This is a genomic window from Streptomyces sp. NPDC093510 (assembly GCF_040683555.1).
Taxonomy (GTDB): domain Bacteria; phylum Actinomycetota; class Actinomycetes; order Streptomycetales; family Streptomycetaceae; genus Streptomyces.
On sequence record NZ_JBFBEE010000035.1, the window covers coordinates 40,381 to 60,777 of the forward strand.

The window sequence follows — 20,397 nt, forward strand, 5'->3', positions numbered from 1 at the left end:
GTGAGCCGTTCTGGCGGAAGTCGTCCTGAGGGAAGTCGTCCTGAGGGAAGCCGTCCTGAGGGGAGCCGTTCTGGGCGTGACCGGCCCGGGGGCGGACGGACCGGCCCCTGGTGGTGCGGGAGTTCATCGCGGTGCGTCCTCTCAGGACGTCTGGGTGTCCGTGGAGGACTGCTCGGCGGGGGGAGGGGTGTATCCGACGGGTACTTCGGCGCTGCCGCCGCCACCGCCGTTGCCGTTACCGCCGCCGTTGCCGTTGTCGCCCTGGTTCGGGGGCTGCGTGATGGGGCCGCCGGGCGGGTCGGCGGGGTCGGCCGGGCCGGGTCCGGTGCCCGCGGTGCCTGCGGGCGGGGCCGGGTCGGGATCGGTGCCGCCGTCCGTCGGGTCGGGTCCGGGGCCGGGCCCGCCGCCGCCGTTCGTGGGGTCGGGGCCGAGGGGTGTGCCCCGCTCGCCGCCGGTGTCCCCGGTCCGGGAGGGGCCGCGACCGCCGTCGCCGCCGGGCTCGGACGTCGCGCCCTTGCCGCCCGCGGAGCCCTTGCTGCCCTTGGCACCGGGGGACGCCGACGGGTCGGAGGCGGTGGAGGCCGCGGAGGGATCGGCGGAAGCGGCCGGGTGGCCCGGCGTGTCCACCTTGCTCGCCGGCTTCTCGTCCTTGGGGCCCGGCATGGGCAGCCAGGGCGCGCTGGAGCTGCCCGAGAACAGCGTGCCGACTATGACCGCCGCGTAGACCGCGCAGACGATGCCGACGATCGCCCCGAAGCGGCGGAATCTCCGGCTCCGGCGGCCCGTCTCGTCGACGAAGACAGGCCCGTCGGCCGAGCCCTGCCGGCCCGGCTCGGCGGACAGATCCGCCAGCTGCCGTCCCAGGCCGTCGATCTGAACGGTGACCTCGTTCGGATCATGAGTATGTCCTGGTAGGGCATCTTCTCGCCAAGTTTCCATGCGTACGCACAACCCCCCACATAACCGACTTAAGGCGCGCATACGGTCCCGATGACCTGTCGTCCGGACCGGGCCCCCACCTGATCCGAGCGCCTCCCCTATCACACTGAACTCGGGCCATGAATGTAGCGCACCGGAGTGGGGGCGCGGATATCAGTCAGTTCTGTCTCATCATGATGAGTGCATCCACGGCCGGAACCCATCCGTCCGGCGGCGTCTCCAGCCATCCTTCCTCTGCGGCGAGCGCCGCGGCCGCCTCCCGCAAAGCGGTAACTCCCGGGTGAACCAGACCTTTTCGCCACACCAGCGACACGGGTGACAGCGGGACGGGATCGACGAGCGGCCGCAGCTCAGCCCCCGGCATGGCCGGAAAGTCGACAACAGCGAGGACCGGATTTCGATTCTTCGCCATGACCCGCTCGAACTCCTCGGCGCCGACGGCGAGCGGCGCGGGTGGCGCGATCTCGATGCCGCGGCCCTCGAAGAGCAGCCGCGCCAGGCCGGTCCACTCCAGCGTCCTGGGGTTGCCCGCCCCGGCGTACACGGTCTCCCCCGCGAGCGCGTCCAGCGGCACGGCGTCGAGCTCCGCCAGCGGATGCCCGGCCGGCAGCAGCACAGCCATCGGCTCGTACCGCACCGGCTGCTGGTCGAGCCCCGCCCGCAGCGCCGGGTCCAGCCCCGCGTACCGACCGAAGGACACATCGAGGCGCCCGGCGACGATCTCGGCGGCGGAGCCGGTCAGACCGCTCTCGAAGCGGGCCATCAGCTCGCAGTCGGGGGCCAGTTCGCGGGCCCGCTCCAGAATGCGCCCGAAGACCAGGCCGGGGCTGTTCAGGTCGACGAGCAGCGGCCGCGACGCACCCGTGGCCGCGGCGAGCAGGTCGTCCTGGGCCGCCAGGACGCGACGCGCGTACGGCAGCAGCCGTTCGCCGTCGGCGGTCAGCGTGACCTGCCGCGTCGTGCGCACGAAGAGTCCGGCGCCCAACTCACGCTCCAGACGCCGGACATCGCGGCTGAGCGCCTGTTGCGCGACGTACAACCGGGTGGCCGCCCGGGTGAAGTGCAGTTCCTCCGCGACGGCGACGAAAGCGCGCAGCAGCCTGGGGTCCACATCTCTGCGTACGACTGAATCCTCGGTCACCGCAGGAACCTACAACGGAGACGCGTGAATCAGCGCTCAGAAGGTGTTGGACCCCGCCCTGCGCCCCCGGCGAGGGTTGCCGCATGCCCCGCAACCCCTACGCCCGCCTCTTCGCGATACCCGGCGCCACCGCCTTCACCGTCGGCAACCTCATCGCCCGCCTCCCCATGGGCATGTTCAGCGTGAGCGCCGTCATCATGATCTCCGGAGCGCGCGGTTCGTACGCCCTGGCCGGCGCCGTCACCGCGACCGGCCTCGCGGCGACCGCCGTCGTGGCGCCCTGGACGGCGCGGCTGGTCGACCGCCACGGCCAGGCGCGCGTCGCCGTCCCCGCCACCGTCGTCGCCGCGTTCGGCTCGCTCTCGCTGCTGCTGTGCGTGCGCTACGGAGCACCCGACTGGACACTGTTCGCGTCGTACGCCGCCACGGCCACGACCCCCAACACGGGCGGCATGTCCCGGGCCCGCTGGGCCCACCTGCTCAAGGGCGACGCGCAGGCCGTGCACACCGCCAACTCCTTCGAACAGGCCGCCGACGAGCTGTGTTTCATGCTCGGCCCGGTTCTCGCGGCGTTCCTGTGCGGCTCGCTCTTCCCCCAGGCGGGCACCCTCGTCGGCCTGGTCCTGCTGCTGACCGGCGTGCTCGTCTTCGCCGCCCAGCGGGCGACGGAACCGCCGCCCCAGGCGCGTACGGGCCCGTCCGCCGGGACGGAATCGCTGCTCCGCGCGCGCGGGATGCCCGCCCTGCTGGCCGGCTTCCTCGCCACCGGTGCCGTCTTCGGCTCCCTCGAAGTCGTCACGATCGCCTTCGCGGACGCGCAGGGGCACAAGGCCGCCGCAGGCGCGGTCCTCGCCCTCCAGGCCGCGGGTTCCTGCGCGGCGGGGCTCGTCTACGGAGCCGTGCGGCCGCGCGGGTCCCTCGGCCGCCGCCACCTCCTGTGCGCCGCCGCGATGGCGGTCCTGATGACCCTGCCGCTGCTCGCGGTCACCGTCACCGGCTCGCTGATCGCCCTCTCCGGAGCGCTGCTCGTCGCCGGAATGGCGACGGCGCCCACGATGGTCACCGCCATGACCCTCGTCCAGCTCCGCACCCCCGAGGGGCGGTCGAACGAGGGCATGACCCTCGCCGTGACCGGCCTCCTCGGGGGCATCGCCTGCGGTGCTGCGGGCGGCGGCTGGGCGGTGGAGCGCCTGGGCACCGCCGCGGGCTACGGAGTGCCGGTCGCCGCCGCCTGCTGCGCCCTGCTGCTCAGCAGCGCACAGGCTTGTGCCACGAGCACTCCAGCTCGCCGTCGCCGTCCCGCTCGGCCGCGCGCGTCGAACGCGGCCTGACCGGGACTGCCTTGTCCTCGGTCGAGGAGGCGAGGGTCACCACGATCGCGTCCTCCAGTGCCTTCACGGACGAGGGGAGGTAGTTGTTCAGGATGATGCTGAAGACCAGCTCGCGCCCGTCCTTGTCCTTGACGTAACCGGACAGCGCGGACGCACCCGTCAACGACCCCGTCTTCGCATGGACGTTGAGAGCCGCCGGGGTCCCGCACATCCGTGAACGCAGCGTGCCGCCGGCGAACTTGCCCGGGGCGCAGGCCACGGGGAGCGACGCGTACCAGTCGTCGAACCACGGCTCGCCCTTCGCCGAACGCAGCAGCTCGATGTACTGGTCCGCCGCCACGTTGTCCTTGCGCGAGAGCCCGGAGCCGTCCACCTGCCGAATCCTGCCCGGGTCGACGCCCGCCGTCTTCAGGTACCCGGCGATCGCCGCGATCCCGTCGCCCCAACTGCCGGGCCGCCCGGTCGCCTTGTGCCCCATGGCCTTGGTGAGGCTCTCCGCGTGCATGTTGTTGGAGAGCTTCATGAAGGGGACCATGAGGTCCTTGAGCTTCATGGAGTCGTGTGAGGCGAGCTGCTCGGCCCCCTTCGGTGTGGCGGTCCCCGTCCTGGTCGGCCCGCTCACCTTCACGCCGTGCGCGGCGAGGGCGTCCCGGAAGACGGCGGCCGCGTACCCGGTGGGCTCCCAGACGGTGGCCCACTCCTTGGTGGTGGCCCCGCCGACCGGGACGGTGCCGCTGACGGTGATGGTGTTCCTGCCGTGCTGCCGCTCCACGGCGATGGTGTCGGCGCCGCCCCGGGCGACGGTGGTCGCGCGCAGATCGATGTCTACGTAGTCGGTCTTCGGCGTCACGCTCACGCGCGGCTTGTCCCCCGCCCGTGCCCCGGGCGCCACCTCGACGATGACCGTCCCGGTGTCGTAGTCCGTGTCGGGCGCGACGCTCAGGGCGCTGATCTGCGCCGCGTAGTACGCGGACTCGTCGTCGCCGCTCCACGTGTCGCCGATGCGCTTGTCGTCGAAGCGGGTGTCGTCGGCGATCAGCCGTCCGGTGACCTTCCTGATGCCCGAGTCGGCGATCTTCGCGGCGAGCCGGTCATAGTCCTTCACGAGCGTCGTCGGGTCTCCTGTGCCGCGCAGATACAGGTCTCCCCGGAGGACGGGGCCGCGCCGCTGTGCGGTGGAGAGGACGTCGGTCGTGAACCGGTGGTCGGGGCCGAGGAGTTCCATGGCGGCGGCCGAGGTGAGCATCTTGGTGTTGGACGCGGGCATCAGGCGCCCGCTGGGGCGGTGCTGGTACAGGATGTCGCCGGACGCCGAGTCGGCGACGACGACACTGGCCACGCCGCCCTCCATGCGGGGGTCGCCCAGGACGGTGTCGATGGCCTCGGGGAGCCCCGACCGGTCGGAGTCCGCTCCGGCGGGCGAACCGCCGGAGAGGCCGGCCACCGCCACGGCGAGAACGGCGGGCCAGATCCAGTGGCGCATGCGGGTGTTGCGTCTCACGGGTCTACTCATGACCCTGGAGCATCCCGGACTCCGGCGCCCCGCGACAGACCCCACTCCGGTCCCGCGCCGACCGGACACGACAAAAGCCCCCCGGCCTGGGCCGGAGGGCTCTCGCCTCACATGGGAATTGTGGAGATGGCGGGAATCGAACCCGCGTCCAACGGTGCAGAATCAGGGCTTCTCCGTGTGCAGTTCGCTGCGATTTTCTCGGCCCCGGCGATCACGCGAACAAGTCGCCGACGGGCCCAGTCACTGTTTGATTTCCTCCTAGGTCCCGTGACCGGGCCTAGAAGTTTAGTTCCCTAGCTGATGCCAGGATCCGGGTCGGGAACAGCCCCGGGCTGACACTTCGCAAGTCGCTACTTAGGCAGCGAGGGCGAAGGAATCGCGCTTGGTGTTGGCGATTATTTTTTGCGACATATGGTTTACGAGATCATTGCCGCTTCCTCGACACGCTTCCCCTGCTTCGACATCCGCTGTCGAAACCGATCATCCCCATGTTGATTTTTCAAATGGACCTCGGACCACTTCGCAGTGGATCTTCGATCCGGCTTGCCCCGTCACCAGCGGGGCAAGACCCATCGTACGTGACCAACGCACGACGGTGCCAGCCTATTCCGCCCGACCTCGCGCGGACCTCGCGACCGGCGGCTAGCCGATCCCCTGGCGCCGCCGCACCGCCGAGATCGCGCGGTTGGTCTCGCGGGTGTCCTGCTTCTCGCGGAGCGTCTGCCGCTTGTCGAACTCCTTCTTGCCCTTGGCGAGGGCGATCTCGACCTTGACGCGGCTGTCCTTGAAGTACAGGGCGAGGGGCACGATCGTGTGGCCCGTCTCCTGCGACTTCGACTCCAGCTTGTCGATCTCCGCCCGGTGCAGCAGGAGCTTGCGCTTCCGCGTGGCGGAGTGGTTGGTCCAGGTGCCCTGCACGTACTCCGGGACGTGGATGTTGTGCAGCCACGCCTCGCCGTGGTCGATGTGCACGAAGCCGTCCACCAGGGAGGCCCTGCCCATGCGCAGCGACTTGACCTCGGTGCCCATCAGCACCAGGCCGCACTCGTAGGTGTCCAGGATGTGGTAGTCGTGCCGCGCCTTCTTGTTCTGCGCGACCATCTTCCGGGCGGGGGCCTTCTCATTGGCCTTCGCGGCCTTGCGCTTTACCTTTTCCTTCGCCATAGTCCGGCCATTTTCGCACTACGAGGGGGGTCCGAGGCCAGTCAATACTGTCTCGGCCCGCTCCTCGGCCCCGTCCTCGGCCTCCAGGTCGGGAGTGATGCCCCTGCCGTCGACGGCACGCCCCGAAGGGGTGCGGTAGTGGCCGACGGTCAGCTCGGCGACGGAACCGTCGGGCAGACGGCTCGGCATCTGCACCGAACCCTTGCCGAAGGTCCTGGAGCCCACGACGACCGCGCGCCCGCGGTCCTGGAGGGCGCCCGTGAGGAGCTCGGCCGCGCTCATCGTGCCGCCGTCGACCAGCGCGACCACGGGTCTGTCCGTGTCGCCGCCCCGCTCGGCGTGGAGCGCCTTCTCCTCACCCCGTACGTCGTACGTCGCGACCAGCCCGCCGTCGACCAGCGCGGACGCCGCGGTGACCGCCTCCGTCACGAAGCCCCCGGAGTTCCCGCGCAGGTCGAGGAGGACCCCGGCGTCCTCGGGAGCCTCGCGCACGGCGGTCCGCACGGCCTCTCCGGAGCCCTTGGTGAACGCCGCGACCTTGATCAGGACGGCGCCGTCCGACAGCCGGGTGACCGTGACGGGGTCCGTGGAGACGTGGGCCCTGTGCAGCGTCTCGCGCCACGCGCGCGCGCCGCGCTCCACACCGAGAGTCACCGGGGTGCCCGCGCGGTCGCCGCGCAGCAGGGCGAGGACCTCTGTGACGGGGCGGCCGGTGACGCGCTTGCCGTCGACGGAGCGCAGCCGGTCGCCCTCGCGGATGCCGGCCCGGGCCGCGGGCCCGTCCTCCTGGACCCGCGAGACCTCGATGCGGCGGTCGGCGGTGCGCCGGGCCCACAGCCCGACGCCCGTGTAACCGCCGCCGAGGGCCTTCTCGAACTCCTGGTACTCCCCCGGCGAGTACACCGACCCCCAGCGGTCCCCGCTACGGCTGACGGCCTCCTCGGCGGCCTTCTTCGCGGACTTGCCGTCGGCCATGGCCTCGGCCGCGGCGTCGGCGGCCTCGTCGACGACGTCGCCCTCAGGAGGAGACGGGGCGTCGGCACGCGACGAAGCCGGCAAGGCAGAGGGAGGGGGATTTCGGCCGTCGCCCGCGGCCTCGCTCCAGGACCCGGTGGCGCCCCCCGTGACGAGGACGCCGGCGAACACCAATGTCAGGGTCGCCCCGCGGCGGATGCGGCGGGGCGGGGACAACCGGTCGGCGAACCGGGCGTGGCCTGACATGACGGTGAGTCTAGGACAACGCGGGGCGCCGCACGGTGGGTTGAACCGTACGACGCCCTGCCGTGCTGGGGGCTCTTGTCACACCTTCAGATACTTGCGCAACGCGAAGAACGCAGCAAGCGCGGGCATCAGGAGGCCGATCGCGAGCACCAGCGGCAGCTTGGCGAAGACCGCGTCCCAGCCGATGAAGTTGATCAGGTTGATCTTCTCGGACAGCTCAAGACCGTGGTCGATCATGAAGTACCGCCCGACCAACAGCATTCCGCAGGCGACGGCTCCGCCGATGAGGCCGGCGACGGCGGCCTCCATGATGAACGGCATCTGGATGTAGAAGCTCGACGCGCCGACGAGCCGCATGATGCCGGTCTCACGTCTGCGGCTGAACGCCGAGACGCGCACGGTGTTGACGATCAGCATCAGCGCGACGACGAGCATCAGCGCCATCACTGCCACAGCCGCCCAGTTCATGCCGTTCAACAGCCCGAAGAGGTTGTCCAGATAGCCCTTCTGGTCCTGCACGGCCTGCACGCCGTCACGCCCGGAGAAGGCGGTCGCGACCACCTGGTACTTCTCCGGGTCCTTCAGCTTGATGCGGTACGACTCCTGCATCTGGTCCGGCGTCAGCGAGCTGGACAGCGGGGAGTCGCCGAACTGCTCCTTGTAGTGCTTGTACGCCTCGTCCGCCGACTCGTACTGGACCTTGTCCACGACGGGCATCTTCTTCAGATCGCCGAGGATCTGGTCCTTCTGCTCGTTCGTGACGGCGCCCTTGGCGCACTTGGGGTCCTGCTCGGCGTCGGCCTTGTTGCACAGGAAGATCGAGACGTTGACCTTGTCGTACCAGTAGCCCTTCATCGTGCTCACCTGGTCACGCATGAGCAGCGAACCGCCGAACAGGGCGAGCGAAAGCGCTACGGAGACGATGACCGCGAAGGTCATCGTGAGATTGCGGCGGAGACCGACGCCGATCTCCGACAGGACGAACTGGGCGCGCATGGCGGCCTTTCAGTGGATCAGGTGGATCAAGTGGATCAGACGGTACGAGCGAGACAGGGCTGTCAGTGCTGTCAGAGCTGTCAGAGCTGTCAGTGCTGTCAGTGCTGTCAGTGCTGTCAGTGCTGGTAGCCGTACACGCCGCGGGACTGGTCGCGGACGAGACGGCCCTTCTCCAGCTCGATGACCCGCTTGCGCATCTGGTCCACGATCTGCTGGTCGTGAGTGGCCATCACTACGGTGGTGCCGGTCCGGTTGATCCGGTCGAGCAGCTTCATGATGCCGACGGACGTCTGCGGGTCCAGGTTGCCGGTCGGCTCGTCGGCGATGAGGAGCTTCGGGCGGTTGACGAACGCGCGCGCGATCGCGACGCGTTGCTGCTCACCACCGGAGAGCTCGCCCGGCATCCGGTCCTCCTTGCCGCCGAGACCCACGAGATCGAGGACCTGGGGCACGGACTTGCGGATCTCGCCGCGGGACTTGCCGATGACCTCCTGCGCGAACGCGACGTTCTCGCCGACGGTCTTGTTGGGCAGGAGCCGGAAGTCCTGGAAGACGGTGCCCAACTGGCGGCGCATGTGCGGCACCTTCCAGTTGGACAGGCGCGCGAGGTCCTTGCCGAGGACGTGCACCTGGCCGTGGCTGGTGCGCTCCTCACGCAGGACGAGCCGCAGGAAAGTGGACTTTCCGGAGCCGGAGGAGCCCACCAGGAAGACGAACTCGCCCTTCTCGATCTCGAGGGAGACGTCCCTGAGCGCGGGGCGGGTCTGCTTCGGGTAGGCCTTGGAGACGTTGTCGAATCGGATCACGGATGCACCACGGGTTGCCGGGGGTAGGTGAGCGTGACCATACGCGAAGGCGGTACGCGAGCGCAGTCGGCGTCCTGAGTTGCGCAAATTGTCACGCCTGGCGGCGCCGGAAACCGTCGTGCGGGGGCGGGCCGCGCCGAAATCCGCGGAAGCTGGCACAGTGGTAGGGGGAACGATTGGGTTACCCCTAGCGTTGGGCAGGCTGAGACTGTGCGGGAGGAGAAGCGCATGACCCTGGATCGGTTGGTATGCGCGAACTGCGCAGCGCCCGTGAATGAAGGCCGCTGCCCCGTGTGCCGGGCCAATCGCGAGCGTCTGCAGCAGGAAGGGCCCTTCGCGGGGCTCAATCCCGCGGCACTGATAGCGCTGCTCGTCGTGCTGATCGCGGCGGTGGCACTGCTGGCGCACCAGACCGCTTAGGCGCGGCACACAGAGAGTCACGACGCCCGGACCGGCGTCACAGCGTCACACAGAAGGGCCCGGAGCTCCGTGGAGCTCCGGGCCCTTCTTCACGCATACGTGGTGGCTACGTGTCGTACTTCACGCGTACGTGTCGTACGACGCGGCCCGTACCGGCCTGGATCAGGCAGCGGCGCCGCGGTTGCCGACGAGGCGCGGCAGGATGCGGAAGCCGATGCCGCCGGCGATCATCGTCGCGGCGCCGATCAGCAGGAACGTGGTCTCGGTGGCACCGGTCTCGGCGAGCTCGCCCGCGTCGCCCTTGTTGCCGCCCTGCTCGACCGGCTTGGAGCCGGTGTCGGTCAGGCTGTCCTTGCCCTTGCCCTGCTCGACGGGGACGGAGCCGCCGTCGGGGTCGGTGTCGTTGCCGTTGTCGCCACCGCCGCCGTTGCCACCGCCGTTGCCGTTCCCCTCACCCGGGTCGGTGGGGTCGGTGGTGGGGTCCTCGGTCGGGATCTCGGGGTCCGTCGGCTCCTCGGTGGGAATCTCCGGGTCCGTCGGCTCCTCGGTCGGCTCCGTGGGCTCCTCGGTGGGCTCCGGCGGGTCGGTCGGGTCCTCCGGGTCCGGGTCCCCGGGCCCCGGGTCGCCCGGGACCTCCGGGTCCTCGGCGGGGTCCAGGTCCACGTCCACGCCCACACCGCTCTCGTCGGCGTGGGCACCGGCGCCCACCCCGCCGAGCTCGACACCGACGTCGAGGGCCGAGGCGGCACCCGCGGCGGTCAGCGAGGCACCGGCGGCGATCACCGCGCCGGCAGCTATTCGCGCGACACGGATCCGCGTCTTCTTTGTCATCTGGTTGCTACCCCCAGTAGCTGAATCGTCAGTGAGGCAGCGCCCGGGGCTGCGTTCGCCGGGGGCGTTCGACCAACGATCAGCCCCCACGGATCCCACGCGCCCCAGAAATACGCACGCCGCGCGCTAGCCTTTCCACTTTTCACAGCAGCGTCAAGGTCGTTGCGGGCGCGATGTCCGAAATTGGGGGAGTTGACCGTCGTACGGAGATGTGACTGTGACGCAAGAGGCAACTGCCGCCTTCTGGGCAGCAGTTGCCTTGTCGATAAAGCCGCCCCAAGCCGTTTCCGACGGTCCCCGGCGAGCTTCGCTCTCCTGCTTGCTTCTCCTGCTACTTCTCCTGCTGCTTGCGCCAGCGAATTCCGGCTTCCAGGAAACCGTCGATCTCGCCGTTGAAAACGGACTCGGGGTTGCCGACCTCGAACTCCGTCCGCAGGTCCTTCACCATCTGGTACGGGTGCAGGACGTACGAACGCATCTGGTTGCCCCAGGAGTTTCCGCCGTCGCCCTTGAGGGCGTTCATCTTCGCCTGCTCCTCCTGGCGGCGGCGCTCGAGGAGCTTCGCCTGGAGGACGTTCATCGCGGTCGCCTTGTTCTGGATCTGCGAGCGCTCGTTCTGACAGGAGACGACGATGCCGGTCGGCAGGTGGGTCAGGCGGACCGCGGAGTCGGTGGTGTTGACGCCCTGGCCGCCGGGGCCCGAGGAGCGGTACACGTCGACGCGCAGCTCACTCTCGTCGATCTCGATGTGATCGGTCTGCTCGACGACCGGCAGGATCTCAACTCCTGCGAAGGACGTCTGGCGGCGGCCCTGGTTGTCGAACGGCGAGATGCGCACGAGGCGGTGGGTGCCCTGCTCGACGGAGAGCGTCCCGTACGCGTACGGGACGTTGACGGCGAAGGTGGTCGACTTGATGCCGGCCTCTTCCGCGTACGACGTCTCGTACAGCTCCGTCTTGTAGCCGTGGCGCTCGGCCCAGCGCAGGTACATGCGCTGGAGCTTCTCCGCGAAGTCGGAGGCGTCGACGCCGCCGGCCTCCGCGCGGATGGTGACGAGGGCCTCACGCGCGTCGTACTCCCCGGAGAGGAGAGTACGGACCTCCAGCTCGTCCAGTGCCTTCTTGACGGCGGTGAGCTCGGTCTCGGCCTCGGCGCGGGTGTCCGAGTCGTCCTCCTCCTCGGCCATCTCGAACAGCACGCTGAGGTCGTCGATGCGCCCACGGAGCGCCTCGGCCTTCCTGACCTCCGCCTGGAGGTGGCTCAGCTTGCTGGTGATCTTCTGCGCCGCCTCCGGGTCGTCCCACAGGGACGGCGCGGCCGCCTGCTCCTCGAGCACGGCGATATCGGCCCTCATGCTGTCGAGGTCCAGGACGGCCTCGATCGACTCCATGGTCGAGGAGAGGGACTTGAGCTCTTCGGAAACATCGACGACTGCCACGACTCCAGCGTAACGGCTATGGGAAGGGGGGTTGGCCGGGCGGGCCCTGGCGGGACGCCTCCCGCTCCGCGGAGCCTCTCCCCCAACCCCCGGAAGCCGGGACCTGGCCCCCCGGGATCCGGGCCCCCGGGACCCACCCCTCTGCCCACACCCTCCTGCCCTCGCCCTTCTGCCCTCGCCCTTGTGCCCTCGCCCTTGTGCCGGGTCGGACACATCCTGCCCCGCCCGGAGCCGAGGCGGCCCCCTCCCCTCTGCCCGGTGGGTGGCCTGTCCTGTCCCGCCGCTCCGCGGCGGATGCTCCCCACCCACCCACCCGTTCGCCCGGCACCGCATGGGGCTGTAGGGGCGGGCCGCCCGGAGGCCGGGGTGGGGGAGACGGCTACGACTCCGGTCCCTACGGCTGGATGTGGTGCGGGGCAAACCGGTGGGCGGGGAGCATCCGTCGCGCAGCGACGAGACAGGACAGGCCACCCGTCGGCGAGCCCCGGGGACAGGCACCCGCGCCCGAGCGGGCTGCGGCCCGGCTCCTACAGCCCCATGCGGCGCGGGGCGCACGGGCGGGTGGGTGGGAAGCATCCGTCGCGAAGCGACGGGACAGGGCCCAGCACCCACCAGCAGGACCGGAAACAGACACCCGCACCCCGGCGTGGCTCTGCCCGCGGGATTCGGCGCAGGGCAAACGGGCGGGCGGGTGGGAAGCATCCGTCGCGAAGCGACGAGACAGGACACAGCACCCACCGGCAGGCCCCGGGGACAGACACCCGCGCCCGAGCGGGCTGCGGCCCAGCTCCTACAGCCCGATGCGGCACGGGGCGCACGGGCGGGCGGGCGGGAAACATCCGGCGCGAAGCAACGGGACAGGACACGCCACCCCGGCAGGACCGGGACAACCACCCGCACCCGAGCAGGCTGCAGCCCGGCTCCTACAGCCCCATGCGGCACGGGGCGCACGGGCGGGCGGGCGGGAAACATCCGGCGCGAAGCAACGGGACAGGACACGCCACCCCGGCAGGACCGGGACAGCCACCCGCACCCGCTCGGGCTGCAGCCCGGCTCCTACAGCCCGATGCGGCGCGGGGCGCACGAGCGGGCGGGTGGGAAAACATCCGTCGCGAAGCGACGGGACAGGGCGCAGCGCCCACCAGCGGGACCGGAGACAGACACCCGCACCCCCGGGGCGGCTCTGCCCGCGGAATTCGGCGCAGGGCAAACGGGCGGGCTGGGAGCCATCCGGCGCGCAGCGACGAGACAGGGCGCAGTGCCCACCAGGCGGGCGGGGACGGGCACCCGCGCCCCCCGGGGGCCTGTGCGGGGTGCACGGGCGGGTGGGCGGGTGGGTGGGAGGTGGCCGCCGCGGAGCGGCAGCGGCGGGCCGGGCCGGGGCGGGCGGTCGCGACCCCGCCCCGACCCCACCCCGCCGCTGCCCACACCCAGCAACCCGCTACCCCCTGCCCCGGCCCCTGCCCCTGCCCACAGCAGCCCGCGCCAGGCGCGCAGGCACGTGGGTGGGGTCAGGGCGTCGGAGGGGCCGAGTTGGTGTTGGTGGGGGGCGTGGGGGAACCGTCGTCGGAGCTCGTGGCGACCCACGTTCCGACCCCCGCCGCCGCAACGAGCACCACCCCCGCCACCCCCAACGTGATCCTGCGGCGACGAGCCGAGGACCGGTGCTTGGCGGAGCCGGGGCGGGCCGCGCCGGAGGCGCGGGGAGCGCGGGCCGTGCCGCGCGCGCCGCCGGCCAGCTCGTCGGGCCCCGGCACCCGCATGGACGTGTGCGTGTCCCGGTTGGAGTCGGCGGACGCCGAGCCGGGGACCAGCGGCACCGCCCCCCGCCGGGGAGCCGCCGCCCGGGTCTCGGCGGCCGGGGCGGAGGCGGCGGAGGAGGAGGCGTCGTACGCCTCATCGGCCTGCTCGGACTCCGTGTCCGGTTCGTCGACGTCCAGCGGCGGCATCCCCGCGACCAGCGGCAGCAGCTCCCGCAGCCGCGCGGCGAGCTCGGAGGCGCGCAGCCGGGACGCGGGGGCCTTGGCCAGGCACTGGACGAGGAGCTGCCAGAGCTCTTCGGGGATGCCGGGGAGGGGAACCACCGTCTCGGTGACGTGCCGCCGCAGGACCGCGCCGGGGTGCCCGCCGCCGAAGGGGGTGAAGCCGGCGAGGAGTTCGTACAGGACCGTGGCCAGCGCGTAGATGTCGACGGCCGCACGCGGCGGGAGGCCCTCGATGATCTCGGGGGCGAGGTAGTCCGGAGTGCCGATGATCTTCGTCGCGCGGGTCCTGCGCGGGGAGTCGATCAGCTTGGCGACGCCGAAGTCCGTGAGGAGGGCGGGGTGCGCGCCGCCGGGGCCGAGGGGGCCCTGCATGTCCAGGAGTACGTTCTCGGGCTTGACGTCGCGGTGGACGATGCCCGCGGCGTGCGCGGCGGCGAGGGCGTCGGCTACGTCCGCGACGATGGCGACGGCGGCCTCGGGGGCCATGCGCCGCTCACGGTCGAGGCGGGTGCGCAGGTCGGTGCCGCGTACGAGATCCATGACCAGCGCCAGGTCGTTGCCGTCGACCACGAGGTCGTGGACGCCGACCACGCGCGGGTGGTCGAGGCTGAGCAGCGCCGTGCGCTCCTGGACGAAGCGGCCGACGAGTTCCTGGTCGGAGGCCAGGTCCTCGCGCAGCAGCTTGATGGCGACGGGGCCCTCGGGTCCTTCGCCGAGCCACACCGTGCCGGCGCTGCCACGGCCCAGGATCTGGTGGGCGGTGTACCGGCTGCCGATCTTGCGCGTCAAGACTGCTCCTACGGATGCGTGTTGGCGACAAAACTACGCGGCCTTGCCGCCAACCTTCACTCCGGGAGCAGAAATCACCCTGCAGATGTCGACAAATCCACAGTGCAGCCTGAACAGGGCCCGCGCGGAGCCGGAGCGGAGCCAGAGCGAAGCCCGAGCAGAGCCCGAGCAGAACCTGAGCAGCCCTCAGGACCGCCCCGGCCCGCGCTAGTTGCCGCCGACCTTGCCCATCCAGCCGCTGACCGTGTCGTACCAGTCCTGGAGCTGCTCCCAGTACCCCTTCGTCGTACCGATCCAGTCCTGGAGCGGGCTGAACTCCCAGACCAGCCAGCTCGCCACGAAGAGGATGACGATCGTGAACAGGCAGCCCTTGAGGCAGCCGAGGCCCGGGATCTTCATCGGGTTGGCGCTGCGCTGCCTCGGCTGACGCGGCTCGCGCGGCTCCCGTGCGGGGCGCGGGGCGGGCTGCTGGGGCTGCGGCGCCTGCGGGGGCGCGGCATACTGCTGCGGCTGGTGCTGCGGCTGGTGCTGGGGCTGCGGCGCGGGCGCGTACTGCTGCTGGCGCTGCTGCTGCCGGCCGCGCGGCTGCTGCGGCGCGTACTGCTGCGGGGGCGGCTGCTGCGGCTGCTGCTGGGGCCGGGCCACCTGGCGCTGGGGGCGGCGGCGCAGCGGGTCGTCGTTCGGGTCCAGGTACGCCTGGTACTGGGTCTGTTCGTTGCGGTCGCGGGCCGCGGCCATCTGGCTCTGCCAGGGGTGCGGGTCGTTCGGGTCCGCCCCGGGGCCGTTCGGCGGGACCGGCGGCATGACCGCCGTCGGGTCGGCGTTGCCGCCGCGGTGCGGCAGCACGGACGTCGGGTCGGCGTCCGGGGAGCCGGGGGTGTGGCCGCCGGTGCTCTGCATGACGCTGGTCGCGGCGTTCGGATCGTACGAGCCCGCGTTGTTCGGCAGCACCTGCGTGGGGTCGGCCGCGTCCGGGGTCCCCGGGACGTGCGCCGGCGAGGGGTCCGGCATGAGCAGCGCGCCCACGCCCTCCGCGGCGGCGATCTGCGCCGGGGTGGAGTGCACGCCGACGCCCTCGGCGACGGCGCGCAGGCCGCGGGCGAGGTTCTCGGCGCTGGGGCGGCGGTCCGGGTTCTTGTCGAGGCAGCGCTCGATGACCGTCCACAGCGGGTCGGGGACGGTCGAGGGGCGGCGCGGCTCGGCGCTGAGGTGCTGGTGCAGGACTTCGAGGGCGGAGCCGCCGGCGAACGGCGGGCGTCCGGTGACGAGCTCGTACAGCAGGATGCCCGCGCCGTAGATGTCCACGGCGCTGGTCTGCGGGCGGCCCTCGGCGGACTCGGGCGCGACGTACGCGGGCGTGCCGACGAATTCGTGGGTGCGGGTCAGGCCCGGGGAGTCCGCGAGGCGTGCGATGCCGAAGTCGGTGAGCATCGGGTGCATGCCTTGGGCGTCCTGCTTGAGCAGGACGTTCGCGGGCTTCAGGTCGCGGTGCACGACGCCGTCGGCGTGGCTGGCGGCGAGCGCGTCGGCGATCTGGGCGGTCAGCAGGGCCGCGGCGACCGGCGTGAACGGGCCGTTCTCGCGCAGATAGCGGTGCAGGTCGGGGCCGTCCACGAGGTCCATGACCAGCGCGAGGAGGTCGCCCTCGACGACCAGGTCGCGCGTGCGGACGATGTTCTCGTGCGTGAGCCTGAGCAGGACGGACCGTTCTCTGAGGAAGCGCATCACGACGTCCGCGTCGTTGGCGAGCTCTTCCTTGAGGACCTTGATCGCGACGGTCTCGCCGGGCTGGCCGGGAACGGCCGCCTCGGCACCCGCGGTCTCCCGCTGGCGGGCTCGCCAGACGGTGCCCGTGGCGCCGCGCCCGAGCGGCTCCTCGAGCAGGTACTTGCTGCCTACCGGCCGCACGTCATGCGCTCCCTGCTGGTCTGGCTGGTCCCGTCCGGACGCTGGTCCTGTCCGGGGGTCTGTCCGAAGGTGACACGAAGATGTTCCGACCCACTGTAGTGCCGCCGAACAGGGCACCGGCCGGTCGGATTCCGCCCGGCCTTTTCTTTCCGGGGCTTTCCGGATCGCTGTTCGGTGGAAAGACGCTCGCCCGTGGCCATTGGTTGCCGAGTGGTCCCGAATTGACCTTCTCCGAATAACTCCCGCACCCCTGCGCAACGGTCCAAGCAGGCACTTTTCCGAGCAGAGCCGACCAATCAAGATCACTTACCGGTGGCCGCCGGGCGTGTTGTCAGTGGCAGGTGCGAGGATGCCTCCAGTACTGGCCGACGTGCCCGTGTGCGGTGGGGGGAATCACAGCGCGTGTCCCCGTGCCGGGCGCCCAGCGCAGAAGGGACCGCTGACGGCGATGCAGATCCGGCTGACCGTCCTCGGGCCGCGCAGCGGCCGGACCGACCCGCAAGGCCGCCCCGCGGCGGCGCCGGGAGCCCCCGGCGCCTGTGACGTCCTGGTCACCGCCCCCGCGGGGACCGCGCTCGCCGCGGTGGTCTCCGGCCTCGCCACGACCGTGGCGGGCAGCGAGGCCCCCCTGGTGCTGTACGCGGGCCCGGAGCGCCTCGACGCCCAGCGCTGCACGCTCGGCGAGCCCCCCTTGATCGACGGCGCGGTGCTGTCGCTCGGCGCCCCCGCGGAGCCGGGCCCCGAACCGGCCGGTGCGGCCGCCCAGCTGCACGTGGTGGCGGGTCCCGACGCGGGCGGCGTGCATCTGCTGCACGGCGGCCGGATCCAGGTCGGCCGCTCGGCGGAGGCGGACGTGCCGCTGGACGACCCGGACGTCTCCCGGCTGCACTGCTCGGTCACCCTCGACCCGGACGGCCGGGTCACGGTCGCGGACCTCCACTCGACGAACGGCACATCGGTGGACGGCAGGGAGATCACCGACCGCCCGGTGCGCCTCTCCCCCGGTTCCCTGCTGCGCATCGGCGAGTCCGCGCTGCGTCTGACGGACGGCAGGGGCGGCCCGTCGTCCGGCACCGGCGGCGCGCTCCCGACGGCCCCGGACGGCGAGGGCCACGTGCGCGTGCGGCCCGCCGCCGCGGCGCCGCCCACCCTCGGGGAGCCGGCCCCGGCAGGGGCTTCCACCCATCATGCGTACGGCTCGGCGGGCTGGGGCGCCGCGGGCGGCACCGGCGCCGACGGGGCGTACGGCACACGGGGGACGTACGAGAATCAGCCACCGGCGGGCTTCGGCGCACCGGCGGCGTTCGGCGGCCCCGCGACCTTCGGCGACCCCGCCGGCACCGACACGCCCCTCGTTCCGCAGCAGGGCGGCGTGCCCGACGCCGAGCGGACCCGCACCGGCGCGGCAGGCACGGCCGGGACCCCCGCGCGCGGGACGACCGTGCCGCGCGGCCTGCGCAGGCGCGGCGGCCTCTCGGCCTGGGCCCGACGGCTGACCGGGGGCCGGACCTCCGAGGAGTACGACGCGTACGACGGCCCCGAGGAGTATCAGAGCCACGAGGGGCGGTACGACGAGGGATCGGACTCCGCGGACGGCGGCCACGCAGGCACCGGCGGACCGCTGGAGCTCTCCCCCGAGGACCTCGCCATAACCGCCGCCGCTCGTACGCCCGAATCGTGGCCGGATCCCGCCGCCCTGCTGCTCACCGCGCTCGGCCCCGGGCCCCGCCTCTGGGAGCGCGGTCCCGGCCACCCCGAGGCGCTCGCGGTGCGGCTCGGCACGGTCGACCGGACCCTGCCCGGCGACGACGGCCGGGAGGAGCTGCTGCCCGCCGTGCCCGTCACCGTGGGCCTGCGGGAGGCGGGCTCGCTGGGCCTCGCCGGACCCCGAGAGCGGCTGACCGGCCTGGCCAGGGCCGTCGTCGCCCAGCTCGCCGCGCTGCACTCCCCCGACTCCCTGGAGATCGTGCTGCTCAGCACGGACCGGGCGCGCCCGGTGGCCGAGCGGACCGCCGAGTGGGCCTGGCTCGGCTGGCTCCCCCATCTGCGGCCCACGCACGGCCAGGACTGCCGCCTCCTCCTCGCCTACGACCGCGACCAGGCGGCGGCCCGCACGGACGAGCTGATCCGGCGCCTGGACGACCGCATCGCCGACGGCGACACGGTCTCCGGCGGGACCGGCGCCCGCACGGTCGTGGTGGTCGACGGCGATCCCGGATCGGCCGGGCTGCGCGAGGCGACCGTCCGGCTCGCCGGTGAGGGCGCGCGCGCCGGAATCCACGTCGTGTGTCTCGCCGAGACGGTGGCGGCCTCCCCCGCCTCGCCGGTCCTCGACACGTACGAGGCGGCTTGTTCGGTGTCCCCTGCCTTCCGCGCGTGCGGCGCCGCCGCGCTGCTCAGCGGTGATGTGGCGACCGCGCTGCGGCTGATGCGGACGGCGGGCGGGCGCCCCGCGGGGCACGGCACCGTCGCCGCCGTGGACGCCGTGTCGGCGGCCTGGGCCGAGCGGTTCGCGCGGGCTCTCGCACCGCTGCGGACGGACGGCACGGCCGGTGAGGGCCACGCGCGCGTGTCCGCGCCGCTGCCCCAGGCCGCCCGGCTGCTCGACGAGTTGGGGCTCGCGAGGGCCACGCCCGCCTCGCTGATGGCGCGGTGGGCCGCGGCGGCCGACGATCCGGAGGCGCTCGGCGGACGGGCCATGGCGGTGCTCGGCGCGGGGCCGCGCGGGCCTGTCGTCGCGGACCTCGCCGCCGACGGCCCGCATCTGCTCGCGGAGGGCCCCCCGGGCAGCGGGCGTACGGAACTGCTGCGGTCCGTCGCCGCCTCCCTCGCCGCCGCCGAGCGCCCCGACCGGCTCGGCATCGTGCTCGTCGACGGGCGGGACGGCGTCGGCGCGGGCGGGGCCGCGGGACGGCAGGGCGCGGGGCTCGGGGTCTGTACGGACCTGCCGCACGTCACCACGCACCTCGTGGCCAACGACCCCGTCCGGATGCGGGAGTTCGCCCAGTCCCTGGCCGCGGAGCTGAAGCGCAGGGCCGAGCTGCTCGGCAGGCTCGGGTTCACCGAGTGGCACACGCAGCGGGAGGTGTCGGGGCGGATGGTGACGCAGCGCTCGCAGTCGACCTCCGCCGCGTCGGGCCGCTCGCAGTCGTCCTCCGCCACCCCAGCGCGCTCGCAGTCGCCCTCCGCCGCTTCGGCGCCCTCCGCGGCCGCCCCGGGCGCCTCTTCCGCGGCCGCTTCCGGAGTGGCGCAGGGGCTCGACGGCGACCTCGATCCGCCGCCCAGTGCCACGATGCGGCTGCGGCCCGCGGCGGCGCGGCAGCGGGTCGATCCCGGGCCGCCGCTGCCCCGGCTCGTGGTGCTCGTCGACGACTTCGACGCGCTGCTCTCCCCCGCGCTCGGCTCGCCCGGCCGGCCCGCCGCCGGGTCGGTCGTCCGCGCGCTGGAGGCCGTCGCGCGGGACGGGGAGCGCCTCGGGGTGCATCTCGTGGCGTCGACGGGCCGCAGTGAGCGGATGCCGGAGACGGAGCTGGGTCAGCGGGCGTCGCTGCGGGTGGCCCTCGACGCGGTCGCCCCGGGGCCGGAGGAGCCGGCGCCTGGCCGGGGTGAGCTCCGTTCCCCGGACGGGCGGGCCACGGCCTTCCAGGCGGGCCGGGTGACCGGCCGGATTCCGCGTACGGCGACGTTGCGGCCCACGGTGGTTCCCCTGGAGTGGGAGCGGATGGGGGACCCGCCGGCCCGGCGTCCCGTCCGGGAGCTGGGGAACGGGCCGACGGACCTGGCTCTGCTGGCCAGTGCGCTGGAGCGGGCGGCCCGGTCCGTCTCGGCGGACCAGGTGGCCTCCCTGTTGTGAGTCAATCGCAGTCCTAAACCCTATGACGCCACGTCACAACGCCATTACGATCAGCGAGTTGA

Annotated in this window: 14 protein-coding genes and 1 other RNA gene; 3 read left to right on the top strand and 12 right to left on the bottom strand. The window is 72.4% G+C overall.

Going from position 1 to position 20,397, the window contains the following annotated elements; genetic code table 11:
- Positions 1–141 precede the first annotated feature (141 nt).
- Positions 142–939, bottom strand: a complete 798-nt coding sequence (locus tag AB0N81_RS37470) for a hypothetical protein (RefSeq protein WP_365366568.1) — start codon at positions 937–939, stop codon at positions 142–144.
- A gap of 157 nt (positions 940–1,096) precedes the next feature.
- Positions 1,097–2,080 carry a LysR family transcriptional regulator gene (locus AB0N81_RS37475; RefSeq protein ID WP_365366570.1) on the bottom strand — a complete coding sequence of 328 codons (984 nt, stop codon included), beginning with the start codon at positions 2,078–2,080 and terminating at the stop codon, positions 1,097–1,099.
- Positions 2,081–2,163: 83 nt separating this feature from the next.
- Here AB0N81_RS37475 and AB0N81_RS37480 point away from each other — a divergent pair, with 83 nt between their 5' ends.
- Positions 2,164–3,411 (top strand): MFS transporter, encoded by a 1,248-nt coding sequence (locus AB0N81_RS37480; RefSeq protein ID WP_365366572.1) that lies wholly within the window; start codon positions 2,164–2,166, stop codon positions 3,409–3,411.
- Here AB0N81_RS37480 and dacB read toward each other — a convergent pair.
- The 6 genes from dacB to ftsE form a co-directional block, all read right to left on the bottom strand.
- Positions 3,329–4,894, bottom strand: coding sequence for a D-alanyl-D-alanine carboxypeptidase/D-alanyl-D-alanine-endopeptidase (gene dacB, locus AB0N81_RS37485; protein WP_365366608.1), 1,566 nt, complete (start codon positions 4,892–4,894; stop codon positions 3,329–3,331). The two genes, AB0N81_RS37480 and dacB, sit on opposite strands and share 83 nt — an antisense overlap.
- Before the next feature lie 148 nt (positions 4,895–5,042).
- Positions 5,043–5,412: a transfer-messenger RNA gene (gene ssrA / locus AB0N81_RS37490) on the bottom strand.
- A gap of 154 nt (positions 5,413–5,566) precedes the next feature.
- Positions 5,567–6,088, bottom strand: a complete 522-nt coding sequence (gene smpB / locus AB0N81_RS37495; protein WP_365366574.1) for an SsrA-binding protein SmpB — start codon at positions 6,086–6,088, stop codon at positions 5,567–5,569.
- Between the two features lie 18 nt (positions 6,089–6,106).
- Complete coding sequence (locus tag AB0N81_RS37500; RefSeq protein WP_365366576.1) at positions 6,107–7,309, bottom strand: S41 family peptidase; 1,203 nt, start codon at positions 7,307–7,309, stop codon at positions 6,107–6,109.
- Between the two features lie 78 nt (positions 7,310–7,387).
- On the bottom strand, positions 7,388–8,305 hold the full coding sequence (ftsX, locus tag AB0N81_RS37505; protein ID WP_365366577.1) for a permease-like cell division protein FtsX: 918 nt from the start codon (positions 8,303–8,305) through the stop codon (positions 7,388–7,390).
- A 116-nt stretch (positions 8,306–8,421) separates the two neighbouring features.
- Positions 8,422–9,111 (bottom strand): cell division ATP-binding protein FtsE, encoded by a 690-nt coding sequence (gene ftsE / locus AB0N81_RS37510; protein WP_055569411.1) that lies wholly within the window; start codon positions 9,109–9,111, stop codon positions 8,422–8,424.
- Positions 9,112–9,339: 228 nt separating this feature from the next.
- Between ftsE and AB0N81_RS37515 the strand changes: the two genes are divergently transcribed.
- Positions 9,340–9,531 carry a hypothetical protein gene (locus AB0N81_RS37515; RefSeq protein WP_355816744.1) on the top strand — a complete coding sequence of 64 codons (192 nt, stop codon included), beginning with the start codon at positions 9,340–9,342 and terminating at the stop codon, positions 9,529–9,531.
- 162 nt (positions 9,532–9,693) lie between these two features.
- Here the strand turns inward: AB0N81_RS37515 and AB0N81_RS37520 are convergent, their stop codons facing one another.
- The 4 genes from AB0N81_RS37520 to AB0N81_RS37535 form a co-directional block, all read right to left on the bottom strand.
- A complete protein-coding gene (locus AB0N81_RS37520) occupies positions 9,694–10,362 on the bottom strand; it encodes an LPXTG cell wall anchor domain-containing protein (RefSeq protein WP_365366579.1) in 669 nt (222 codons plus the stop codon).
- A 331-nt stretch (positions 10,363–10,693) separates the two neighbouring features.
- Complete coding sequence (gene prfB, locus AB0N81_RS37525; RefSeq protein WP_365366581.1) at positions 10,694–11,800, bottom strand: peptide chain release factor 2; 1,107 nt, start codon at positions 11,798–11,800, stop codon at positions 10,694–10,696.
- 1,511 nt (positions 11,801–13,311) lie between these two features.
- Entirely contained in the window at positions 13,312–14,574 is a 1,263-nt protein-coding gene (locus tag AB0N81_RS37530) for a serine/threonine-protein kinase (protein ID WP_365366583.1), read from the bottom strand.
- Positions 14,575–14,781: 207 nt separating this feature from the next.
- Positions 14,782–16,482 carry a protein kinase gene (locus AB0N81_RS37535; protein ID WP_365366585.1) on the bottom strand — a complete coding sequence of 567 codons (1,701 nt, stop codon included), beginning with the start codon at positions 16,480–16,482 and terminating at the stop codon, positions 14,782–14,784.
- 448 nt (positions 16,483–16,930) lie between these two features.
- On the opposite strand from AB0N81_RS37535, the gene AB0N81_RS37540 reads away from it, so the two are divergent.
- Complete coding sequence (locus tag AB0N81_RS37540) at positions 16,931–20,335, top strand: FHA domain-containing protein (protein ID WP_365366587.1); 3,405 nt, start codon at positions 16,931–16,933, stop codon at positions 20,333–20,335.
- Positions 20,336–20,397: the final 62 nt, after the last annotated feature.